At 72.5% G+C, this 22,352-nt stretch carries 20 protein-coding genes; 7 read left to right on the top strand and 13 right to left on the bottom strand.

The features are described 5' to 3' along the window. Nucleotides 1-47: 47 nt before the first annotated feature. The 4 genes from ACI2LY_RS29845 (at nt 48) to ACI2LY_RS29830 (ending at nt 3,517) form a co-directional block, all read left to right on the top strand. A complete protein-coding gene (locus ACI2LY_RS29845) occupies nt 48-701 on the top strand; it encodes a YitT family protein (RefSeq protein ID WP_404709825.1) in 654 nt (217 codons plus the stop codon). Beyond that, on the top strand, nt 698-1,465 hold the full coding sequence (locus tag ACI2LY_RS29840) for a glycerophosphodiester phosphodiesterase (RefSeq protein ID WP_404709824.1): 768 nt from the start codon (nt 698-700) through the stop codon (nt 1,463-1,465). Before ACI2LY_RS29845 ends, ACI2LY_RS29840 begins: the two co-directional genes overlap by 4 nt. A gap of 63 nt (nt 1,466-1,528) precedes the next feature. Further along, nucleotides 1,529-2,875 (top strand): MFS transporter, encoded by a 1,347-nt coding sequence (locus ACI2LY_RS29835; RefSeq protein WP_404709823.1) that lies wholly within the window; start codon nt 1,529-1,531, stop codon nt 2,873-2,875. 267 nt (nt 2,876-3,142) lie between these two features. Beyond that, nucleotides 3,143-3,517 (top strand): RNA polymerase-binding protein RbpA, encoded by a 375-nt coding sequence (locus ACI2LY_RS29830; RefSeq protein ID WP_042173984.1) that lies wholly within the window; start codon nt 3,143-3,145, stop codon nt 3,515-3,517. A 103-nt stretch (nt 3,518-3,620) separates the two neighbouring features. Here the strand turns inward: ACI2LY_RS29830 and fxsA are convergent, their stop codons facing one another. From fxsA to ACI2LY_RS29810, 4 genes are all read right to left on the bottom strand, one after another. Then, on the bottom strand, nt 3,621-4,187 hold the full coding sequence (gene fxsA, locus ACI2LY_RS29825; RefSeq protein ID WP_404709822.1) for an FxsA family membrane protein: 567 nt from the start codon (nt 4,185-4,187) through the stop codon (nt 3,621-3,623). 76 nt (nt 4,188-4,263) lie between these two features. Then, on the bottom strand, nt 4,264-5,052 hold the full coding sequence (locus tag ACI2LY_RS29820; protein WP_404709821.1) for a polyprenol monophosphomannose synthase: 789 nt from the start codon (nt 5,050-5,052) through the stop codon (nt 4,264-4,266). A gap of 522 nt (nt 5,053-5,574) precedes the next feature. Next, the gene (locus tag ACI2LY_RS29815) at nt 5,575-7,179 is read right to left on the bottom strand and encodes an amidohydrolase (protein WP_404709820.1); all 1,605 of its coding nucleotides are present in this window, start codon (nt 7,177-7,179) and stop codon (nt 5,575-5,577) included. 60 nt (nt 7,180-7,239) lie between these two features. Further along, nucleotides 7,240-7,683: an Lrp/AsnC family transcriptional regulator gene (locus ACI2LY_RS29810; RefSeq protein WP_030810457.1), complete on the bottom strand. Its 444-nt coding sequence runs from the start codon at nt 7,681-7,683 to the stop codon at nt 7,240-7,242. Nucleotides 7,684-7,918: 235 nt separating this feature from the next. On the opposite strand from ACI2LY_RS29810, the gene ACI2LY_RS29805 reads away from it, so the two are divergent. Next, nucleotides 7,919-8,362 carry a hypothetical protein gene (locus tag ACI2LY_RS29805; protein ID WP_393599770.1) on the top strand — a complete coding sequence of 148 codons (444 nt, stop codon included), beginning with the start codon at nt 7,919-7,921 and terminating at the stop codon, nt 8,360-8,362. A 353-nt stretch (nt 8,363-8,715) separates the two neighbouring features. Here the strand turns inward: ACI2LY_RS29805 and ACI2LY_RS29800 are convergent, their stop codons facing one another. From ACI2LY_RS29800 to ACI2LY_RS29780, 5 genes are all read right to left on the bottom strand, one after another. Further along, entirely contained in the window at nt 8,716-9,888 is a 1,173-nt protein-coding gene (locus ACI2LY_RS29800) for an acyl-CoA dehydrogenase (protein ID WP_389004569.1), read from the bottom strand. Nucleotides 9,889-10,106: 218 nt separating this feature from the next. Further along, nucleotides 10,107-10,760, bottom strand: coding sequence for a TetR/AcrR family transcriptional regulator (locus tag ACI2LY_RS29795; RefSeq protein ID WP_404709819.1), 654 nt, complete (start codon nt 10,758-10,760; stop codon nt 10,107-10,109). 95 nt (nt 10,761-10,855) lie between these two features. Then, nucleotides 10,856-12,226: a peptidase C39 family protein gene (locus tag ACI2LY_RS29790; RefSeq protein ID WP_404709818.1), complete on the bottom strand. Its 1,371-nt coding sequence runs from the start codon at nt 12,224-12,226 to the stop codon at nt 10,856-10,858. 237 nt (nt 12,227-12,463) lie between these two features. Further along, nucleotides 12,464-14,005: an amino acid permease gene (locus tag ACI2LY_RS29785; RefSeq protein ID WP_404709817.1), complete on the bottom strand. Its 1,542-nt coding sequence runs from the start codon at nt 14,003-14,005 to the stop codon at nt 12,464-12,466. A 44-nt stretch (nt 14,006-14,049) separates the two neighbouring features. Beyond that, nucleotides 14,050-15,006, bottom strand: coding sequence for a hypothetical protein (locus ACI2LY_RS29780; protein ID WP_404709816.1), 957 nt, complete (start codon nt 15,004-15,006; stop codon nt 14,050-14,052). A gap of 255 nt (nt 15,007-15,261) precedes the next feature. Here ACI2LY_RS29780 and ACI2LY_RS29775 point away from each other — a divergent pair, with 255 nt between their 5' ends. Both ACI2LY_RS29775 and ACI2LY_RS29770 read left to right on the top strand, forming a co-directional pair. Beyond that, nucleotides 15,262-15,834: a uridine kinase gene (locus ACI2LY_RS29775; protein WP_404709868.1), complete on the top strand. Its 573-nt coding sequence runs from the start codon at nt 15,262-15,264 to the stop codon at nt 15,832-15,834. A 501-nt stretch (nt 15,835-16,335) separates the two neighbouring features. Continuing rightward, nucleotides 16,336-18,195 (top strand): AAA family ATPase, encoded by a 1,860-nt coding sequence (locus tag ACI2LY_RS29770; protein ID WP_404709867.1) that lies wholly within the window; start codon nt 16,336-16,338, stop codon nt 18,193-18,195. Nucleotides 18,196-18,235: 40 nt separating this feature from the next. Here ACI2LY_RS29770 and ACI2LY_RS29765 read toward each other — a convergent pair whose 3' ends face one another. The 4 genes from ACI2LY_RS29765 to hisG all read right to left on the bottom strand — a co-directional run bounded on the left by ACI2LY_RS29765 (nt 18,236) and on the right by hisG (nt 22,299). Further along, nucleotides 18,236-19,354 (bottom strand): hemolysin family protein, encoded by a 1,119-nt coding sequence (locus ACI2LY_RS29765; RefSeq protein ID WP_404709815.1) that lies wholly within the window; start codon nt 19,352-19,354, stop codon nt 18,236-18,238. Beyond that, nucleotides 19,351-20,685 carry a hemolysin family protein gene (locus ACI2LY_RS29760; protein WP_404709814.1) on the bottom strand — a complete coding sequence of 445 codons (1,335 nt, stop codon included), beginning with the start codon at nt 20,683-20,685 and terminating at the stop codon, nt 19,351-19,353. The genes ACI2LY_RS29765 and ACI2LY_RS29760 overlap by 4 nt, the downstream gene beginning before the upstream one ends. A gap of 280 nt (nt 20,686-20,965) precedes the next feature. Further along, the gene (locus ACI2LY_RS29755) at nt 20,966-21,436 is read right to left on the bottom strand and encodes a PH domain-containing protein (protein ID WP_389004581.1); all 471 of its coding nucleotides are present in this window, start codon (nt 21,434-21,436) and stop codon (nt 20,966-20,968) included. A gap of 14 nt (nt 21,437-21,450) precedes the next feature. Beyond that, nucleotides 21,451-22,299 (bottom strand): ATP phosphoribosyltransferase, encoded by an 849-nt coding sequence (hisG, locus tag ACI2LY_RS29750; protein ID WP_404709813.1) that lies wholly within the window; start codon nt 22,297-22,299, stop codon nt 21,451-21,453. Nucleotides 22,300-22,352 lie beyond the last annotated feature (53 nt).

Below are 22,352 nucleotides of genomic sequence, written 5' to 3'. Positions count from 1 at the left end.
CAGAGTGGCACGAGTCAGGCCACCGTCACCACCCAGGGGGGTATCCCATGGCCACTCCGGACCGTCTCACCCGCCGGTTGTTCCAGCTGTACGCCGGACTCGCGCTGTACGGGGCGAGTTCCGCGCTGCTCGTCCGGTCGGGCCTCGGCCTGGAGCCGTGGAACGTGCTGCACCAGGGGCTCGCCGCCCGCACCGGCCTCAGCATGGGCGTGGTCCTGACCCTGCTCGGCGCCGCGATCCTGCTGCTGTGGATACCACTGCGCCAGCGCCCCGGCCTGGGCACGGTCTCCAACGTGCTGGTGATCGGCTTCGCCATGGACGCCACCCTGTCCATACTGCCCGGCGCGCACGCCATGGCGGCGCGGATCGCGCTGCTGGTCTCCGGGATCGTGCTCAACGGCGCGGCGACCGGCCTGTACATCGCGGCGGACTTCGGCCCCGGCCCGCGCGACGGCCTGATGACCGGCCTGCACCGCCGCACCGGCCGCTCGATCCGGCTGATCCGCACCTGTGTGGAGGTCACCGTGGTGGCGACCGGCTTCGCCCTCGGCGGCACGGTCGGCGTCGGCACCGTGCTGTACGCGCTGGCGATCGGCCCGCTCGCCCAGTTCTTCCTGCGCCTCTTCGCGCTGCGCCCGGCGCCCGCGACGACCAGGGTGGTTGCCTCCGGTGCGCCGGAGCGCGCGATACTGCGCCGGTGACCGAGCCGACACGCCATCCGTACCTGGACCATCCCGGCCCCATCGCCTTCGCCCACCGGGGCGGGGCGGCGGAGGGCACCGAGAACACCGTGGCGCAGTTCCGCCGGGCGGTGGAGCTGGGCTACCGCTACATCGAGACCGACGTCCACCTCACCGCGGACGGCACGCTCGTCGCCTTCCACGACGACTCCCTGGACCGGGTCACCGACGGCACCGGCCGCGTCGCCGACCTGCCGTGGGCGGAGGTCCGGCAGGCGCGGGTGGGCGGCAAGGAACCCGTACCGCTCTTCGCGGAGGTGCTGGAGACGTTCCCCGAGGTCCGCTGGAACGTGGACGTGAAGGCGGAGGCGGCGCTGCTGCCCTTCCTCGATCTGGTCGGCCGCGCGGACGCCTGGGACCGCGTCTGCCTGGGCTCCTTCTCGGAGGCGCGGGTGCGGCGCGCGCAGCGGCTGGCGGGGCCGAGGCTGGCCACCTCGTTCGGCACCCTCGGTGTGCTGGGGCTGCGGCTGCGCTCCTGGGGGCTGCCCGCCCCGGTGCGCGGCTCGGCCGTGGCGGCACAGGTGCCCGAGGCCCAGTCGGGCGTCCCGGTGGCCGACCGGCGCTTCGTGCGGGCGGCGCACGCGCTGGGGCTCCAGGTGCATGTGTGGACGGTCAACGAACCCGAGCGGATGCACCGGCTCCTGGATCTGGGAGTCGATGGCATCATGACCGATCACATCGACACGTTGCGCGAGGTCATGGAGGACCGCGGCGTCTGGGTCTGACCCGGTCCCGTGCCGCCTCCGCCGCCTTGGCACGGCACTGCGGCGGGGAAGCGAGGGCGCGGGGTGGGGATCGACACCGTGCGGGCGGGGGCGTCCGACGAGACGGCGGGGCTTCGGCGCGAGCAACGCGGCTGGTACTGGTACGACTGGGCGTGCTCGGTCTACTCCACGAGCGTCCTGACCGTGTTCCTCGGCCCGTACCTCACCGCGGTGGCCCGGCACGCGGCCGACGCCGACGGCTATGTGCACCCGCTCGGGATACCGGTGCGGGCGGGCTCGTTCTTCGCCTACACCGTGTCCCTGTCGGTGATCGTCGCGGTGCTGGTGATGCCCCTGGTGGGGAGCCTGGCCGACCGTACGGGCCGTAAGAAGCCGCTGCTGGCGGCGGCCGCGTACACCGGGGCGGCCGCGACCACGGGCATGTTCTTCCTGGACGGCGACCGCTATCTGCTCGGCGGGCTGCTGCTGGTGGTGGCCAACGCGGCGCAGTCGGTCGGGATGATGCTCTACAACTCCTATCTGCCGCAGATCGCCCCGCCCGCCGACCGCGACGCGGTCTCCTCGCGCGGCTGGGCCTTCGGCTACGCGGCGGGCTCCTTGATGCTGGTCGTCAACCTGGTGCTGTACTCGGCCCACGACTCCTTCGGGCTCTCCGAGACGGCTGCCGTGCGGATCTGTCTCGCCTCGGCCGGGCTGTGGTGGGGCGCCTTCGCGCTGATCCCGCTGCGCAGACTGCGCGACCGGCACGCGCGCGTGGAGGGCGCCGCCCCGACCGGCCTGCGCCAGCTCGCGGCGACGGTGCGGGACATGCGCCGCCACCCCCACACCCTCGCCTTCCTGCTGGCGTACCTCGTTTACAACGACGGCATCCAGACGGTGATCACCCAGGCGTCGGTGTACGGCTCGGAGGAGCTGGGCCTCGGGCAGTCCACGCTGATCGGCGCGGTGCTGCTGGTGCAGGTGCTGGCGGTGGCGGGCGCGCTGGCGATGGGCCGCCTGGCGCGGACCCACGGCGCCCGGCGCACGATCCTCGGCTCCCTGGTGGCCTGGACGCTCACCCTGGCCGCCGGGTACTTCCTGCCCGCCGGGGCGCCGGTGTTCTTCTACGTCCTGGCGGCCGCGATCGGGCTGGTGCTCGGCGGCAGCCAGGCGCTGTCCCGCTCGCTGTTCTCGCATCTGGTGCCGCCGGGCAAGGAGGCGGAGTACTTCTCCGCGTACGAGCTGAGCGACCGGGGCATGAGCTGGCTCGGTCCGCTGCTGTTCGGGGTGACCTACCAGCTGACCGGGAGCTACCGTTCCGCGATCGTCTCGCTGGTGGCCTTCTTCGTGATCGGCTTCGTCCTGCTGGCGCGGGTGCCGGTGCGGCGTGCGATCGGCGAGGCGGGGAATCAGGTCCCGGAGAGAATTTAGTGTTCAACACGAAAGGGCGGTAGTGTACGCGTTTGGCCTGCCAGGCGTACCGTTACTGCGCGTCAAAGACAGTGAAACGCTGGGTCATATCTGCGAGCAGATGTGACAAACCGGACGCCTGTGGGTAGAACAAGGGGCGGCTACGACGGCGACGCGCGGCCCGGAACGGGACTCCGGACGGGAATCTTTACCGCCGACCGGACGTTGACCGGATGACGACGACAGCGACACCTGTCCTGTGGGCGACAAGCCCGGGAGGCACGATTCATGAGTGAGCGAGCTCTTCGCGGTACGCGCCTCGTGGTGACCAGCTACGAGACGGACCGCGGTATCGACCTGGCCCCGCGCCAGGCCGTGGAGTACGCATGCGAGAAGGGGCATCGTTTCGAGATGCCCTTCTCGGTCGAGGCGGAGATTCCGCCGGAGTGGGAGTGCAAGGTCTGCGGGGCCCAGGCACTCCTGGTCGACGGCAACGGCCCTGAGGAGAAGAAGGCCAAGCCCGCGCGTACCCACTGGGACATGCTGATGGAACGGCGCACCCGCGAGGAACTCGAAGAGGTCCTCGAGGAGCGTCTGGCGGTGCTGCGTTCGGGCGCGATGAACATCGCGGTACACCCGCGCGACAGCCGCAAGTCCGCGTAGCTCTTCAGGGGCTGCGCCGGATCGAGCGCACAAAATAAGAACCGCGGGCGCCGTACATCCACACGATGTACGGCGCCCGCGGTTCTGTGCTGTCCGGGGCCGCTCAGCGGCTCAGCGGCGGCCGGGGCTCGTCGGTGGGGTCGTCGCGGCGCTCGTGGATGACCTCGCCCCGCACCACCTTGCCGTCCGGGCGGTGGATACGGGCCTGCTGGAAGGCGTCACCGAGGGAACCCTGCCTGGCCCCGCCCAGCTTGCGGCTCACCAGGTGCTCGGTGCGGCGGCGTACGAGGTGCTGCACCGGGGGCAGCAGCAGGAGCAGTCCGGCCACGTCGGAGAGCATGCCGGGGAGCATCAGCAGGAGCCCGGCGAGCATCAGCAGGCCGTTGCTGCCGCCGCCGGAGGAGGGCGCGGTGCCGCGGCGCAGCGCCTCGTCCAGGTTGCGGAAGGCGCGGCGGCCCGCCCGCTTCACCACGACCGCGCCCGCGACGAAGCCCGCGGCCAGGATCAGGAACACGGCGAGCCCCCCGGCCGCGTCCGCGACCAGGATGAGCAGCCAGATCTCCAGCACCAGCCACGCGGCGAGGGCGAGCGGCAGATACCTGCGCAGTGCCGAACGCTTGGGCCGCCCGGTCTGCCCGGTCCGCGGAGGGATGGATGCGCCAGTCGTCATGCTTCCAGTGTGCCTGGGCCCGGCTCAGTGCCGCACAAGGGGTGGATCATCCCCGCCCGCCGGGCCCGTACGGGTACTACTTGCCCCTGGCCTTGATCTTGCCGACGCGGTCGCCCACGCCCCACGCGGTGACCCGCCACAGGGCCTCCACGAGGATGTCCTTGCTCATCTTGGAGTCGCCGAACTCGCGCTCCACGAAGGTGATGGGGACCTCCACCACGTGATACCCGGCCTTGACCGCGCGGCGGGCCAGGTCGACCTGGAAGCAATAGCCCTGCGAGGCGACCTCCTCCAGACCGAGCCCCTGGAGCGTCTCGGCGCGGAAGGCGCGGTAGCCGCCGGTGATGTCGCGCAGCGGCAGGTCGAGCGCGATACGGGAGTAGAGGCTGCCGCCGCGGGAGATGACCTCGCGGGACCTGGGCCAGTTCACCACCCGGCCGCCGGGCACCCAGCGCGAGCCGAGCACCAGGTCGGCGCCCTTGAGGGCGGTCAGCAGACGGGGCAGTTCCTCGGGCTGGTGGGAGCCGTCGGCGTCCATCTCGACCAGCACGCCGTAGCCGTGCTCCATGCCCCAGCGGAAGCCCGCGAGGTAGGCGGCGCCCAGGCCCTCCTTGCCCTTGCGGTGCAGCACCTGGACGTGGTCGTCCGCGGTGGCCAGCTCGTCGGCCAGCTTGCCGGTGCCGTCCGGGCTGTTGTCGTCCGCCACGAGGATGTGCGCCTCGGGGACCGCCTTGCGTACCCGGCCCACGATGGCCTTGATGTTCTCCGCCTCGTTGTAGGTCGGAATGATCACCAAGGCCGTGCCGAGCGGACCGAACTGCCGCCCTCTGGCCTTGGCGGAGAGGGTCCCGTCGCCGTCGTTCACTGCTGCCCCTTCATGTCGTGCGCAGGCGTCCACCATAGTGGTCACGGCCTGCGCTGACGCCGCGGCACGGGCCGCGGGTGGTTTCGGAGGCCGACGACCGGGGCAGGAGCGTGCTTTCCGGCGACGGATGGGGGCCCGCGCCGCCCTTCGGGCCGGCCTGGGACCCGCTGGCTGCGGGTCGACCGAGAGCCGTTGTCTACTGAGCGCGCGGGCCCCATCCGGGTCACACCTTGCCGACCGGCCGGAGCGCTCCCTCGTCGGCGCGAGCACTGCGCCTGGCTGCCGTCGACGGTGCCCCGGTACGGCACACCGTCCTGACCCAGTGGCGCTGCGACGAGTGCGCGAACACTCCCCGGTCGAACGTCCGTTGGTGGACTCGGCCGAACCTACCGGCCCGCCGCCGTCGGCTGTCAACAGCCCCCTGGCCTGCGCGTACACCGGCGGGGGCACGGAAACGGCGGGGATGCGCAGGTCGGACGCCCGAGCGGGGCCACCCGTTCGGCGGGACGGCGGGACGGGAGATCACTCGCCCGGCCGTACGAACACCGTCCGCCCCCCGACCACCGTCCGCAGGCAGACCGGAAGTCCGCTGCCGGGGGTGAGGTCGGGCAGGCCGGGGGTGCCGGAGCGCGGATCGGTGGACCAGCGGGCCACCCGGTCGTCGGGGGCCTGCACGATCAGGTCGCCGGTGTGCCAGACCGCGTAGTCGGCGGGCGCGCCCGGCACCAGGACGCCCGCGTCGTCCCGGCCGACGGCGCGCCAGCCGCCGCGCGTGTGCGCGGTGAACGCGGCCCGCACCGAGACCCGGTGCTCGGGCGTGCGGTGGAAGGCGGCGGCGCGGACGGTGCCCCAGGGGTCGAGCGGGGTGACCGGGCTGTCGGACCCGAAGGCCAGCGGCACCCCGGCCCGCAGCAGGGCCGCGTACGGGTTGAGGGTACGGGCCCGCTCGACGCCCAGGCGGTCGGCGTACATGCCGTCGTCGCCGCCCCAGACGGCGTCGAAGGCGGGCTGCACGGAGGCGATCAGGCCCAGCTCGGCGAAGGCGGCGACGGTGTCCGGGGTGAGCATCTCGGCGTGCTCGACCCGGTGCCGGGCGGCCCGGACACGGGCGAGGCCGAGCTTCTCGGCGGCGGCGCGCACGCCCTCGACGACGGCGGTGACGGCGGCGTCGCCGATGGCGTGGAAGCCCGCCTGGAGCCCGGCCTCGGTGCAGGCGACGACGTGTTCGGCGACCGCGTCGGCGTCCAGGTAGGCGGTGCCGGTGTGCGGGGCGTCGGTGTACGGCTGCTGCAGGCAGGCGGTGTGGGAGCCGAGAGCGCCGTCCACGAAGAGGTCGCCCGCCGCGCCGACGGCGCCCAGTTCGCGGGCCCGGTCGACGTCCCGGTCGGCCCAGTAGCCGACGACGCGGGGGCCGGGCAGTTCGGCGGCGAGCTTCAGCAGGCCGGTGAAGTCGTCCTCGGAGGAGATCTGCGGGCCGCCGCACTCGTGCACCGAGCCGATGCCGAGGGAGGCCGCGTGGGCGAGCGCGGTGCGCTGGGCCTCGGCGCGCTGGGCCGGGGCGAGCGCGCCGAGGGCGGCCTCGCGGACGGCGTGGTGGTCGTCGGCGGTGAGCGGGGCGTCGGCGCGGCTCACCCCGGCCGGGACGAGGTCCAGCAGGGCGGTGCTGACGACGGCGGAGTGCACGTCGGCGCGGGAGAGGTAGAGCGGGCGGCCCCCGGTGGCGGCGTCCAGTTCCGCGCGGGTCGGCGGGCGGCCGCCGGGCCAGCGGGCGGCGTCCCAGCCGTGGCCCAGCAGGACCCGGTCGGCGGGGCGGGCGGCGGCGAACTCCCGGACCTGGGCGAGGGCCGCCTCCAGCGTCGGCGCGCCGGAGAGGTCGAGCCCGGTCAGGGCCAGTCCGGTGGCGGTGGTGTGGACGTGGGCGTCGGTGAAGGCGGGGGTGACCAGGGCGCCGTCGAGGTCGATCACCTCGTCCACCCCGTCGGCGAAGGCGTCTGCGGCGCCCTCGGAGCCCACCCAGGCGACCTGGCCGCGCTCCACCACCATCGCGGTGGCGAAGGGGTCGGCGGGGCTGTGGACCTCTCCTCGGCGCAGGAGGACGGTCTGGGGGTCGGCGGGCTGCTCACTCATGCCCACCAGTCTCTCCCGTTCGCCCGAGGCGCCCGGAACCGGGGCGCGTGTCGGGCGGGCTCAGGAGATCTTCGGCGGGCGTGCCTCGTACGGCGTGGACAGCACGACCGTGGTCCGGGTGGAGACCCCGGCCAGGGAGCGGAGCCGGGCGAGCAGCTCCTCCAGTTCGTGCGGGGTGGCCACCCGCACCTTGAGGATGTAGTTCTCGTCCCCGGCGACGCTGTGGCACGCCTCGATCTCGGGGACGCCCGCGAGCCGTTCGGCGATGTCGTCGGGGGCGCTGGGGTCGAAGGGCTTCACGGAGATGAACGCGGTCATCGGCAGCCCGACGGCCTCGGGGTCGACGACGGCGGCGTAGCCGCGGATGACGCCCCGCTGTTCCAGCCGCCGCACCCGCTGGTGCACGGCCGACGTGGACAGGCCCGTGGCCTTGCCCAGGTCCGTGTAGCTCATCCGCCCGTCCTTGACGAGCAGCTGCACGATCTGACGATCCAGCTCCTCCATGCCGCCAAAACCTACCGTGCCGTCCCGCGCGCGTGCGCGCGGGCGGGGTTCGGGAATCTTTGATGGCGCGGCTCGCGGCATCTGGGCGGATATCCACCGTTAGCCTGTGACGAACGCCACACCACGTGAACGCGCTGCGTGAGGTTCTCACGATTACCGCCGAGAACCTGCGGGAAGTGCTTGCTGTGGTCGAGGCCGCAGTGCCTTCACGGCCCAGCCTTAGGGGGAGAATCCCATGCAGAGTGTCAAGCGCCCCGTGCGTTCCGCCGCCAAGCGGCAGCAGTCGGTCGTCGAGCCCGAGCCGGAGGGCGTCGAACCGGATTCCGGTGACGCCTACGGTCTCGACGCCGACTACGACACCTTCGAGATGTACCGGGTGATCTGCCCGGACTGCGCGCAGGCCATCGCGCTGCTGGCGGACGAGGAGTCCCTGCCGGAACACGCGCTGTGCGCCTCGCCGTGGAACCCGTTCGGCCTGACGGCCTGTGCCGGTACGGGCCGCGCGGCGGCGGACGCCCGCCCCGCCGACGAGTCCTTCGAGCCGCAGGAGCAGGACACCGCCCTGCTGCTCACGCTCCCCCAGGGCCTGGACTGGCGTACGCAGCCGTTCTCGCACGTGGGCGGTCCGGGTTCGCGCCCGCTGCGGCTGCCGTTCATGCGCGGTCAGGCCGCCGCCTGAGCCCGTCGGGGCCGCAAGTCTTCCGGTGACCCCGCGGCGCGCTCGCGTCGCGGGGTCGGCGCTTTCCGGGCGGGGTGAGGACGGCGCTGAACTGACGCTCGATTCCCCGCGCCGGTGACCCGTCCCGGCGCGCTCGCGTTGGCCAGGCATGACTCCCACTCAGACGGCCACCGGGCGTCAGCGCCGCGTCTACCTGCCCCGGCCCGCGGATTCGGCTTCGTCGCCGCAGCACCCGGACCCGCCCATCTACACCGAGCTGATGCGGATCTGGGCCGACCGGGGCCGCACACTGCCGGGGCGCCATGACCCGGAGTGGGCCGCGCTGGCGGCCCCGATCGTGCGCAGGGGGCAGTTCAGCGACTCTCCGGCCCCGCCAGGTGACGAGCGATGACCATCCGCTGGATCTGGTTGGTGCCCTCGACGATCTGGAGCACCTTGGCCTCGCGCATGAGCCGCTCGGCCGGGAAGTCGGCGGTGTAGCCGTACCCGCCGAGGATCTGCACGGCGTCGATGGTGACCCGCATGGCGGTGTCGGTGCAGTGCAGCTTGGCCATGGCGGCCTGCTTGGCGAACGGCCTGCCCGCGTCCTTCAGCCGGGCCGCGGCCAGGTACAACGCCCGCCCGGCCTCGATCTGGGTGGCCATGTCGGCCAGCATGAAGCGCAGTCCCTGGAAGTCCGCGATCGGGTGGCCGAACTGCCGCCGCTCGGCCGCGTAGGACACCGCCTGGTCCAGGGCCGACTGGGCGACGCCGATGGCACAGGCCGCTATGCCGAGCCGCCCCGAGTCGAGGGCGGACAGGGCGATGCCGAAGCCCTGGCCTTCCTCGCCGATGCGGCGCTCGTCCGGGACGCGTACGCCGTCCAGGTGAACCTGGGCGGTGGGGCTGCCCTTGAGGCCCATCTTCTTCTCCGGCGCGGCCGCGCTGAGGCCCTCGGCGTCGCCGGGCACCAGGAAGGCGGTGATGCCGCGCGGGCCGTCCTCGCCGGTGCGGGCCATCACGGTGTAGAAGTCGGCGATGCCGCCGTGGGTGATCCACGCCTTGGTGCCGCTGAGCACCCAGTCGTCGCCGTCCCGGACGGCCCTGGTGCGCAGCGAGGCCGCGTCGGAGCCGGAGGACGCCTCGGAGAGGCAGTAGGCGCCGAGCAGGCCGCCGCCGAGCATGGCGGGCAGGTGCTCGACCTGCTGCTGCTTGGTGCCGTGGGTGGCGAGCGCGTACGAGGCGAGGGTGTGCACGCTGACGCCGAGACCGACGGTGAGGCGGGCCGCGGCCAGCTCCTCCAGCACCTGGAGGTAGACCTCGTAGGGCTGCTCGCCGCCGCCGTGCTCGGGGTCGTAGGGCAGGCCCAGCAGGCCCGCCTCCGAGAGCAGGGTGAAGACCTCGCGGGGGAAGCGTCCGGCGTCCTCCTCCTCGGCCGCCTTCGGCGCGATCTCGCGCTGTGCGATGTCCCGGACCAGGGCGAGCAGATCCCTCGCCTCGTCCGTGGGCAGTTGACGCTCCACCGGCTGCGTTTCGCGGTCGGACATGGCGTCGGACTCCTCCCTGTGCGGGCACATCGGCGGATGTGCGCCTTGGGTGGGGCGGCTCCGCGCGATCGCTCCGGTTGCGCCGAGGGTGCGCCTCCGGGTCTCGGAAGCGGCTGACCAGCGGCTTGTGCCGTGAGTATGCCCGATCGGGGACCTCCCGTCACCAGTTAACGACCGCTTACTTGAAGAATCCAGCCGGGACCGTTCCGGGGGTTCCGTCAGCCGTCGCGGCGGGCCGGTGGCGGGGCCGGGCAGGAGGGGTCCAGCTCCTCGATGGCGCGCAGGGTGCCGCCGAGCGTCTTCACCAGCAGCTCGCCGAGGGCGGCGCGGGTCAGCTCGGGGCGGCCGATCCACTCGAGCGTGGTGCCCTCGACGCTGCACACCCAGGAGAACAGTCCGGTACGGGCCAGCGGGCCGATGTCGGTCCTGCCGTACGCGCCGTCGGCGATGGTGGCGACGATGGCCTCGCGCACCCCGTCCCGGATGGCGTGCACCTCGGCGTCGAAGCCGACGCCGCCGCTGACGATGGTGCGGTACGCGGCCTGGTGGTGCTCGGCGAAGCGGAGGTAGCCGTCGATGGTGCGCTGGAGGCGGTCCACGGCGGGCAGCTCGGCACCGCTGGCGGCGAAGGCGACCAGCTCGGCGACGGAGTCCTGGACGATCGCCAGGTAGTAGCCGCGCTTGGAGCGGAAGTAGTAGTAGATCAGGCCCTTGGCGACATGGGCCTGGCGGGCGATGTCGTCCATGGACAGCGCGTCGTACGAGGTGTCCGCGAACAACGCGCGCCCGATGGCGAGGAGTTCGGCACGCCGGGCCGCGGAGCGGTCGGTGCCGCGCGCCCGGACGGGGGCGGCCGCTTGTTGCTGACGCACGCTCACAGTCTGCCCTGGTCTCGGCGTTCGGCGGGACCCGCGCAGTATGGCAGAGGGGGCGGCCGGGCCGGAGCCCGACCGCCCCCTCTGCGGGGTCAGCGCACGCCCACCGCCGCGAGCGCGCGGAGCTGGCGCGGGGTCGGGCGGGCCGGGAAGTACAGGTAGCAGACGCCGCCCGTACCGCTCTTGACCTGGCCGTTCGCGTCGTAGCGCTTGGTGCGCAGCCAGATGTTCTCCCACTCGCGCCGGGCGTAGACGCGGCGCACCTCGGGGTCGCTGGGTGAGGCCGGGTCGTTGGCGATGATGTCGCCGTCGGCGGTGAAGCCGATGACGGTCATCAGGTGGCCGGAGGTGCCGTAACCGGCGCCGGTCAGCTCGGTCTTGAGGAAGGACTGGGAGGTGATGGCCGGGATGCCCGCCGCGATCAGGGTCTCCAGGTCGGTGAGCGAGGTCAGCCGGGTCACCACGCCCTGGATGCCGGGGAAGGTCGCCGCGTAGGCGGCGTTGAACGGCCAGTTGCCGCAGCCGGTGTACTGGTGGTCGTAGGTGTACCGGGCCGCGTGGTCGACCTGCGGGTCGGCGTAGGAGGGGTCGACCCAGGCGAGCTGCTCCGGGGTGAGGCGGCCGCCCCAGTACTCGACGATCATCTGCGAGGAGGTCGGGCTGCACCACGCCTCGCCGCCGTTGTCGTACTCGGGGTACTGGCCCTTGTGGATCTCCTGCGAGTAGCGCGGGACGACGAGTTCGCGGGCGAGGCCGGGGGTGGACGCCGGGACGGTGAAGCGGTCGGGGACGTCGGAGCCCATCGCGCCGACCCGCCACACGGTCGGGGTGCGGCGGGTGCCCGGCGTCCGGTACAGGGTGAGGCGCAGCCGGTACGCCGTCGCGCGCAGGCCGGTGCTCGCGTCGTCGATGGCGAAGGTGTCGGTCCACACCGAGCTCTTGCCGTCGCCCTGGTCGTCCACCGAGGTCCGCTTGATGTCCTCGTCGCCCGCGGCCCAGCGGCCCATCACGTACCAGGGGGCGGTGGTGCCGTCGGAGTACGTGGCCTGGAGCTCGATCTGCAGCCAGGTGCCCGCGGGGGTGTCCGCGTTCCAGGAGGCGATCAGCTCGGTGGCGGGCACCCGGAGCCGGTGGAGCGGGGAGGTCCAGGTCGCGTACTCCCAGGTGGCGGTGGTGCCGGTGTGCGGGTCGGTGTAGTCGGTGCGGCCCTCGGGCGCGGCGACGGCGATGCCGGGGCGGCGGCCGGGGACGGTCCGGACGCCGTGTCCGGTGCCGCCGCGCCAGTCGAGGTACGTGGTCCAGGCGCGGTTGTCGACGGGACGGGCGGGCCCGCGGCCCGAGTCGTCGGCGTCGGCGGCCGCCGGTGCGGTGGCGGCGGCCGCGGGTACCGTTCCGGCGGCCGCCGCGACGGCGAATGCGGCGGCGAGAACGGTGCGGCGGGACGGCTGCTGGGCTCTGCTCATGGGCGCGACTACCCCCAGGTGTCCGGGTCGGGACGGTTCAGGTGCGTGGGCGTGCGCCAACTCGGGTGCACGGTTGTGCGCCAACTATGGGGCAGGCGGCATGCCCCTGCCAGCACTTCGACGGATGCCACGCCCATGAATATTGGTCTCCACCATTGATGACATGAGTGATGACATGAGCCCACCATGGCAGGCCCATGTCATCCAGACGTCATCCGCCGATGCCGGGCCGGGGACTCAGACCAGGTCCATCGCCGCGACCTCGTCGGGGCGGCCGTAGCTGACCGGTCCCTGGAAGCGGCGGCGGGCGGTGGTGAACCACCACACCGTGGCGATGAGCAGGACGGCCGCGAGCGCGATCGGCGCGTAGTTGAAGGAGTCCGCGGTGATCGGGGACGCCTGCGGGAGCATGAACAGGACGCTGCTGAGCAGGATCCAGGTCACCGCGACCCAGCCGATCGGCCGACCCCAGCGGCCCAGGTGCCAGGGACCGGGCTGGAAGTCGTCACCGAGCCGCAGCCGCAGGAAGATCGGCACCGCGTAGGCGAGGAACAGCCCGACCACGTTGACGCTGACGATCGCCGTGAACGCCGTGTGGGACCACCAGCCGGGCACCACCAGGGCGAGCGAGCACGCGACGGCGAGCCACACCGCCTTGACGGGCGTACGGGTGCGGGTGGAGACCGAGTGCCACCAGCGGGAGCCGGGCATGGCGCCGTCCCGCGAGAAGGCGAAGATCTGCCGGGTGTTGCTGGTGAGGTTGGCGAGGCCGCAGAAGAGCATGGCGCCGATGACGATGAGCAGCATGACCTTGGCGGCGCCGAGGCCGAGCCCGTCGATGAGAATCTGGACGGGCGGGGCGTCCGAACCGGCCACCTTGGTGTAGTCGCTAATGCTGTAGACCAGCGCGAGCATCAGGATCAGGCCGGTGATCGCCGAATAGCCGATGGCACGGGTGATCCCCTTCGGCGCGTTGACCGTCGCCTGGACCGTTTCCTCCGACATGTGGAAGCTGCCGTCGAAGCCGGTGAAGGTCCAGCTGGTGACCAGCAGGCCCAGCATGCCGCCGTAAAGGCCGTTGGTGAAGCCGGTGTTGTTCTCGAAATGCGTGACGAAGGACGCCGACTGGTGATGATCGGGAATCACGATGAGTGCGCCCACGATCACCACGAGTCCGATCAGCAGCCACCACACGGAAATCCGGTTCAGCACCGCGACGAGCTGGACGGTGTAGGTGTTGGCGAGGCCCTGGAGCACGATGATCAGCGCGGTGATCAGCACCGTCTGGTGGGCCGTGGGCTCGTACGACGGCCACTGCAGGGCGACGAACGCCTGGATGAAGGTGGCGGCCGCGTACCCCGTGGCGGCGGTGCCGCCGATCTGCCCGACGAAGTTCAGCCAGCCGGTGAACCAGGACCAGGCGCCCTTGTGCCGCTTGGCGAGTTTACCGGCGGAGAAATACAGCGCCCCGCTCGTCGGATAGGCGGAGGCGACCTCCGCCATGGCGGCACCGATGAACAGCACCATCACGGAGACCCCGATCCAGCCGAACACGAGAATACGGGGGCCACCCGCACTCAGGCCGAATCCGAAGGACGAGAAAATACCCGAGAGGATATTGATGATGGTGAAGGAGATCGCGAAATTGTCGAATGCCTTGAAACGACGCGTGAGTTTGCGCGGATAACCCATCGCGTGCAGGGTCGCGTCGTCGTCGAGCACGACCGGGCTCTCGGCCGCCGGAGCCTCGGCCCCTGGCGGCGATATCCGTTCCGACACTGATCTGCCTTTCTGTTGGGGGGTGGACGCGGTAGGTGGGGGTCTCAGGCGGGCCCGGGGACGGGCAGACCGCAGGCGCGCCGGGCGCGGGAGAGCTGCTCGGCGGGGTCACCGAAGGCGCTCCAGGGCATGCGCGAGGCGTACGGGCCCATCGCCGCGAAGACCGCGCGGGCCTCGAACTCGCTCTGGCCCATGACCAGCGCGTGCGCGAGGTAGGCCAGGTCGAGCACCGGGGTGAAGCGGCGGCCGGCCACCGCGGGCAGCCAGTTGCGGTAGGCGGCCAGCGCGGTGGAACGCCACTGCGGCTGCTCCCAGACCCGGTCGGCGAGGAGCTGGGTCGGGTTGTAGCTCTCCACCAGCGCGACCAGCGGCAGCAGCCGGAGCGCGGAGTCGGCGGGCGCGCGCTGGCTGAGGAAGGCGGCCACGTCCCAGGCGGCGTTGACCGAGCCGCCGTGCCGGGTGAAGAAGAAGGAGAGGAAGCGGTGGTGGCCCTCGCGGTGCCAGGGGTCCAGGGACAGGATGTGGGCGAACAGCCGCCAGGGGCCGGGCGGCGCGGTGAGCAGGCCCTGCGGTGCCGGTTCGCGCAGTTGGTGCAGCCGGGCCATGGCCAGCTTGGCGACCCAGGGCGTGGGGTCGCCGGGGGCGAGGGCGGCGGCGCGTTCGCAGGCGGTCAGCGCGATCCGCTCCAGCGCCTCGGCGCGCTCGTCGCGCGCGTCGGCGGCCCGCATCGCGCGCTGCACGGCCACCCGGGCCCACATCAGCGCGGCCTCGGGCGACGGTTCCTCGGCGAGCCAGCGCTCCACGAGGTCGGTGCCGGACGCCTCCGAGGCCAGCACCAGCGAGCGGTGGGCGCGCAGCGCGAAATCGGACCGGGTCTCGGCGAGGGCCTCGTAGGCGTAGCGATGACGTCCGGCGCGGACATCGACGCAGACGCTCGCCAGGACGCGGTCGTCGGCCGCCGGGTGCCAGACGTACTGCCCCTCGAATAACTCCGCGGCCATGCTCCCCTGTCCGTCCCGATACGACGCGTCGCAGTTGTGCAGGACGCACCTTACTCACCGGCCGACGCACCTGGAACGCCTAATTTCACATATCGGTCGGCGGATTCCGAGGGAAAATCTCCACCGTTTGACCTTCGGTCAGCGGGCGGTTCGGGAAGTCGCGTTTTTCCGGCCGCCGAGTACGCCCCCCATCGGCCCCTACTAGACTGTTTCCGGCAGAACTCCCCCACACCGCACCACACCTCAGGAATCGCCATTCACGACCTCGCCGGCCGCCTGCGCGGCCTCCCCCCGTCGCTGGGGCCGGTCCGGCTGGTCGGCGTCGACGGGCACGCGGGCTCCGGGAAGTCGACCTTCGCCGGACGGCTGGCCGCCGCGCTCGGCGGGGCTCCGGTGCTGCACCTGGACGACATCGCCAGCCATGCCGAACTCTTCGCCTGGACCGGCCGGTTCACCGCCCAGGTGATCGAGCCGCTGGGCCGGGGCGAGAGCGCGCGGTACGCCCCCTACGACTGGAACCTGCGCGCCTTCGGCCCGCCCCGCGTCCTGCCGCCCGCCCCGGTGATCCTGGTCGAGGGCGTGGGCGCGGGACGCCGGGAGCTGCGCCCACACCTCGCGGCGCTGCTGTGGATGGAGCTGCCCGCGCGGGAGTCCTGGGCGCGCGGCCGCCGCCGGGACGGCGCCGCGCAGCGGGAGTTCTGGGACGGCTGGACCGCGGCGGAGCGCGCGCACTTCGCCACCGACCCCTCGCGCCCCCACGCGCACCTCCTGGTGTCCGCGACACCGGAGGGGTACGAGGTGCTGCCCGGACCCGCGAGCCCCCTCTGACCGGACTCTGAACGGGCTCACCCCACCTGATTCATCACTCACGGTGATGACCCCACGGCTGTGTGCTGAACTTGTGAAGACGGCGACATCGGAAGTTCGTTCAGGCCCCCAACTCGGCTTGACCCGGCGCCCATCCAGGTCTTACGTTCTCTACACACAGTCCTTCGCGGACCGTCCGAAGACACGAAGCCCCCGATCGTTCCCCCGTGATCGGGGGCTTCGTACTGCCCCGAGCCGGTTTCCGGGGAGCCGGACGCACCGATCTGATCACCCTCGGTGACCGCGCCCCGTGCGCCCCGCATGCTCCCACCTCGTCAAACACCGTCTGCGGCACCCTTCGGCAGCCGGTCTCCCCACGGGTACGATGCCCTCGGTGCGACCTTCGAGCGGCTGCCTCGCGCACCTGCAACTCCGGTTCGCGGTAGCGCGGTTCGACCGCGGAGACCGCCGAGCGCCTGCCCGGCGGGCAACCAACGGGGGGCACGGTTCGTGGGGGACGTGATGGACTTCGGCACGCAGGGCCCCGAGGCCCCGGCCGACCTCGCCTGGCTGCGAGGCGTGGACGCCTACACGATGGGCGCCTATCCGCAGGCGGAGGAGGAGTTCCGCGCCGCGGCGCGGATGGACCCGGGGATGGCCGACGCCTGGCTCGGACTGCACGCGCTCCGGGTCGACACGACCACCGCGCTGCTGAGGATGTTCCGGCACCGCGACCGCTTCGGCGAGCAGCGCGCCCGGCACCGCCGCGCCCTCAACTCCTGGTACTGGCTCGGCTGGTGGGTGCAGCCGGTGCTGGAGAGCCCCCGCGACCTGCTGCTGGCGCACGCCTCGCACTGGCTGGACGGCCGCCATGTGCCGGAGCTGGACCGGGCGCTGGCCGGGCTGCCACCCGTGGACACCGACCCGCAGGTGCGGTTCCTGCACGCCTGCCGCGCCTATCTGGTCAAGGACTGGGACCAACTGGTCCGGCACACCGACCCGCTGCTGGACGACCCGCTGCTCGGGATAGAGGCGGGCCTGTTCGGCGGCATGGCCCGGGTCCGGCTGGAGACGTTCGGGCAGGCCGAACCGCTGCTCGCGGCCGCCCTGATGCGCTGCCGCAGCGAGCAGCCGCAGCGCAAGGAACTGCGGTACTGGCTGGCCCGCGCCCACGAGGGCACCGGCCGCAGCGCCGCCGCGCTGCCGCTGTACCGGGCCGTGCACCGGGTCGACCCGGCCTTCATGGACACCTCGGCCCGGCTCGCCGCCATCGCCGAGGGCGACGGGTACGACGACCCGGCCGACTTCGCGGCGATCACCCTGTCCGGCGCCGGACAGGACACGATGGACGGCCCCGACACCCTCGACCCGCTGTTCGGCACCGAGGGCCGCGATCTCAGGCTCTCCGAGCCCGATCTGCCGACCGGGCCGCTCCCCACGGTGCCGGACCGCACGGTCCGGGTGAAGAGCGGTGTCACCGCCTCACACCTGCCGGCCGGGCCGACCGATCCGGCCTTACTGGAGGAGGCGCTCGCGGAGCTGGAACGCATGGTGGGTCTGGAACCCGTCAAACGGCAGGTGAAGGCGCTCTCCGCGCAGCTGAACATGGCCCGGCTGCGCGCCGGGCAGGGGCTGCCGGTGCAGCCGCCGAAACGGCACTTCGTCTTCTCCGGCCCCTCCGGCACCGGCAAGACCACGGTGGCCCGCATCCTCGGCCGGGTCTTCTACGCGCTGGGCCTGCTCGGCGGGGACCACCTGGTGGAGGCGCAGCGGGCGGATCTGGTCGGCGAGTACCTGGGCCAGACCGCGGTGAAGGCCAATGAGCTGATCGACTCGGCCATCGGCGGGGTGCTGTTCGTGGACGAGGCGTACGCGCTGTCCAACTCCGGGTACGGCAAGGGCGACGCGTACGGCGACGAGGCGCTCCAGGTGCTGCTGAAGCGGGCCGAGGACAACCGGGACCACCTGGTGGTGATCCTCGCCGGGTACCCCGAGGGCATGGACCGGCTGCTGGCGGCCAACCCGGGCCTGTCGTCCCGCTTCACGACCCGCGTGGACTTCCCCTCCTACCGGCCCGCCGAACTCACCGAGATCGGCCGGGTGCTCGCGGCGGAGAACGGCGACGAGTGGGACGAGGAGGCGGTGGAGGAGCTGCGCTCCATCGCCGGGCACGTGGTCGACCAGGGCTGGATCGACGAGCTGGGCAATGGCCGGTTCCTGCGCACGATGTACGAGAAGAGCTGCGCGTACCGGGATCTGCGGCTGTCCATCTGTCCGGGCGCACTGTCCCGCGAGGACCTGGCCACGCTGCGGCTGCCGGACCTGATGCAGGCGTACGGCGAGGTGCTGTCGGGCCGGGCACCGCAGGACCCGTCGATGTGACGGGCCCCGCGGCTCACATGGCCCAGGGAGCCTAGGTGGCCTAGGTGGCCAGTGCCTGTTCCGGGTCCCCGCTCTTGCGCTGCCGGGCCGGGGCCGGGCGCAGAGACACCGGTTCCGTCCTCGGCGCGGGCTCCGGGGTGTCCGGGTGAGCCGGGTCGTGGACCTCGCCCACCAGCAGCTCCAGGGCGTCCTCCAGCGCGACCAGGCCCAGCACCCGGCCGGAGGCGTCCGCCACCTGGGCCAGATGCGTGGCGGCCCGGCGCATCACGGTCAGCGCGTCGTCCAGCGGGAGTTCCGCCCGCATCGTGGCCATCGGACGCCACACGTGCTGCGGCACGGCGCGGTCGGAGTCCTCCAGGTCGAGGACGTCCTTCACATGCACGTACCCCATGAAGGCGCCCGTGCCCGCGGCCACCGGGAAGCGGGAGTAGCCGGTGCGCGCGGTCAGCTCGACGATCTCCCCCGGCGTCACCGACGGGGGCACCGTGACGAGGGTCTCGCGCTTGAGGAGGACGTCGGTGACCGGGCGGGAGCCCAGCTCCAACGCGTCCTCGAGACGCTCCTGCGCCTCCGGGTCGAGCAGCCCGGCCTGGCCGGAGTCCTCCAGCAGGCGGTTGAGCTGCTCGCTGGTGACGACGGCCTCGACCTCGTCCTTGGGCTCGACGCGGAACAGCCGCAGGATGCCCTGCGCGCAGGCGCCGAGCGCCACGGTGACCGGCTTGCAGATCCGGGCGAAGTACACCAGGCCGGGGCCGAGCCACAGCGCGGCCTTCTCCGGCGCGGCCATGGCCAGGTTCTTCGGCACCATCTCGCCGATGACCAGGTGGAAGAAGACCACCGCGGCCAGTGCGATCACATAGCCCAGCGGGTGGATCACACCCTCGGGGACATGGGCCGCCTCGAACACCGGCTCCAGCAGCTGGGCCACGGTCGGCTCGGCCACCGCGCCCAGGGTCAGCGAGCAGACGGTGATGCCGAACTGGGCGGCCGCCATCATCTGCGGCAGCCGCTCCAGACCGTGCAGCACCTGGCGGGCGCGGGCGGTGCCGACCGGCTCGATCTGGCTGCGGCGGACGGAGACGAGCGCGAACTCGGCGCCGACGAAGAAGCCGTTGGCGAGGACGAGCAGCGCGGCGAAGAGGAGTTGGACGACGCTCATCGGGCGGCCTCCGTCGGCTGGGCGATGGGGGCCGTCCGGACCAGGCGGACCCGCTCGGCGCGGTAGTGGCTGACCTGGCGCACGGACAGCCGCCAGCCGGGCAGTTCGGCCCGGTCGCCGGGGGCCGGGATACGGCCGAGCAGATCGGCCACGAGCCCGGCGACGGTCTCGTAGGGCCCCTCGGGGGCGTCGAGACCTATGCGGGTGAGGACGTCGACACGGCAGCCGCCGTCCACGTCCCAGGCGGGGCGGCCGTCCTCGGGCGGGGCGGGGGCGACCTCGGGCACGACCTGGCGGTCGTGCTCGTCGCGGACCTCACCGACCAGTTCCTCGACGATGTCCTCCAGCGTGACCACGCCCGCGGTGCCGCCGTACTCGTCGACGACGACCGCGATGGGCTGCTCGCTGCGCAGCCGGGTCAGCAGGGGGCGCACCGGCAGGGTCTCCGGGACCAGCAGCGCCTTTCCGGCGATCCGGGCGACCGGCGTACGCAGGCGCTCGTGCGCCGGGACCGCCAGGGCGTCCTTGAGGTGGACCATACCGACGATCTCGTCGATCTTCTCCCGGTAGACGGGGAAGCGGGACAGGCCGGTGGCCCGGGTGAGGTTGACGACGTCCTCGGCGGTGGCCGAGTCCTGGAGCGCGCTGACCTTCACCCGCGGGGTCATGACGTGCTGGGCGGTCAGGTCGCCGAGGGACAGGGTGCGGACGAACAGGTCCGCCGTGTCCTGCTCCAGGGCTCCGGCCTGGGCGGAGTGCCGGGCCAGGGAGACCAGTTCGCCGGGGGTGCGGGCCGAGGCCAGCTCGTCGGCGGGCTCGACACCGAGGGCGCGTACCAGCCGGTTGGCGACCGTGTTGAGCACGGAGATCACCGGCCGGAACAGCCGCGAGAACACGCGCTGCGGGCCCGCGACGAACCCCGCGACCTGGAGCGGCTTGGAGACCGCCCAGTTCTTGGGGACCAGCTCACCGACGACCATCTGGATCGCGGAGGCCAGCAGCATGCCGACGACCACCGCGACACCGGAGGCCGCGCCCTCGGGGATGCCGAGCGCGCCGAGGGGGCCGCCGAGCAGGTCCGCGAGGGCCGGTTCGGCGAGCATGCCGACGACCAGCGAGGTGATGGTGATGCCGAGCTGGGTGCCGGAGAGCTGGAAGGAGAGTTCCTTCAGCGACTCCACGACCGTACGGGCGCGTGTGTCGCCCTCGGCCGCGGCCCGCTCGGCGTCCTGGCGCTCGACGGTGACGAGGCCGAACTCGGCGGCCACGAAGAAGCCGTTCGCGAGGATCAGCAGGAAGGCCGCTCCCAGGAGCAGCAGGGGGGTGCTCATGATGCCGCCGCCTCCGCGTGCCCACGGGCCGGGTGGTCCGCGGTATGTCGGCTGGGGGCGGCGCAGGTACTACAGGACGATCCGTCCATCGCCGGAGAGGGTCACTCCTCGGATAGCAGGGAAAACCTCCGCGCGCCGGGCGTGGCACGACGGAGGCGGAGGCGCGTGGAAAACGCCTCCGCCAACAGATTAGTCAAGACCGGGGCAGGTGCGGCAAGGGTGGCCGCCCCTGAATGGCCCCTGAGCGGGACCCCGAGGGGTCCCTGAGGCCGTCCGGGGCTTACGGGCGGGGCAGCTCCGGATCGCGCGGCGCCTGCTGCTCCACCAGAGTGCGCAGGGTCCGCGCGTCGGCGATGGCGCGCTGCTTGGCGACGCCGGGCTGGATGCCGAGCGCGGCCAGGCTGGTGCCGTCGCTGAGGTCGAGGAACACCCAGGGGTCGCCCGGACGCAGGTTGACCCCCACGATCTCGGCCCAGGCCAGGCGTCGGCTGCCCGCGATGTTGACGACGGTGACGCCCGACTGCTCGGCGACGACCTTCACCCGGGCCAGCCGGGCCAGCACCCAGGCCATCAGGGCCCCGGTGACGATGAAGCTGAGGCGCTCCCCCGGACCCATGTCCAGCAGCAGGGCGACGGCGGCGACGACCACGAAGATCGCCAACCCGGCGGTGAGCAGGATCACCCGCGTGCGCTCCGGCCGGAAGGTGACCGGGAGGGCGGGCTGGGCGGGGGGCTGGGGAAGCTCGGACATCTGGTGCGGGTTCCTCAGAGACGGCAGGCGTGGATGGCCGTGGTCAGGATGGCCCGGGCGCCGATGGCGTACAGGTCGTCCATGATCCGCTGGGCCTCCTTGGCGGGGACCATGGCGCGGACGGCGACCCAGCCCTCGTTGTGCAGCGGGGAGACGGTCGGGGACTCCAGGCCGGGCGTGAGCGCGACGGCCTTCTCCAGCTGCTCGACCCGGCAGTCGTAGTCCATCATCACGTAGGTCCGTGCGACCAGGACGCCCTGGAGGCGGCGCAGGAACTGCTGGACCTTCGGCTCCTCGGCGTCCGCGCCGGTACGGCGGATGACGACGGCCTCGGACTTCATGATGGGCTCGCCGAAGACCTCCAGGCCCGCGTTGCGCAGCGAGGTGCCGGTCTCCACCACGTCGGCGATGATCTCCGCCACGCCCAGCTCGATCGCGGTCTCCACCGCGCCGTCGAGGTGGACCACGGAGGCGTCGATGGCGTTGTCGGCGAGGTGGCGGGCGACGATGCCCTCGTAGGAGGTGGCGACCGTGCGGCCCTTGAGGTCGGCCGCGCTGCCCGCGGTGCCGGGCTTGGCGGCGAAGTGGAAGGTGGAGCGGGCGAAGCCGAGCGGCAGGATCTCCTCGGCGTCGGCGCCGGAGTCGATCAGCAGGTCGCGGCCGGTGATGCCGATGTCGAGCTGCCCGGAGGAGACATAGATGGCGATGTCCCGGGGGCGGAGGTAGAAGAACTCGACCTCGTTGACCGGGTCCACGGTCCGCAGTTCCTTGGACTCCCGGCGCTGCCGGTAGCCGGCCTCATGCAGCATGTCCCCCGCAGGTCCGGACAGGGAACCCTTGTTGGGGACGGCGATGCGCAGCATGAGGTCGGCTTCCTTCGTGTGACGGGGTGGTGCGGTGGGTGGGACGTGGGGTG

Source organism: Streptomyces sp. NPDC002176, assembly GCF_044903645.1.
In the GTDB taxonomy this organism is placed as follows: Bacteria; Actinomycetota; Actinomycetes; order Streptomycetales; family Streptomycetaceae; genus Streptomyces.
Note: the sequence above shows the minus strand (reverse complement) of the source record. Positions and strands in the feature narration are given on the sequence as shown.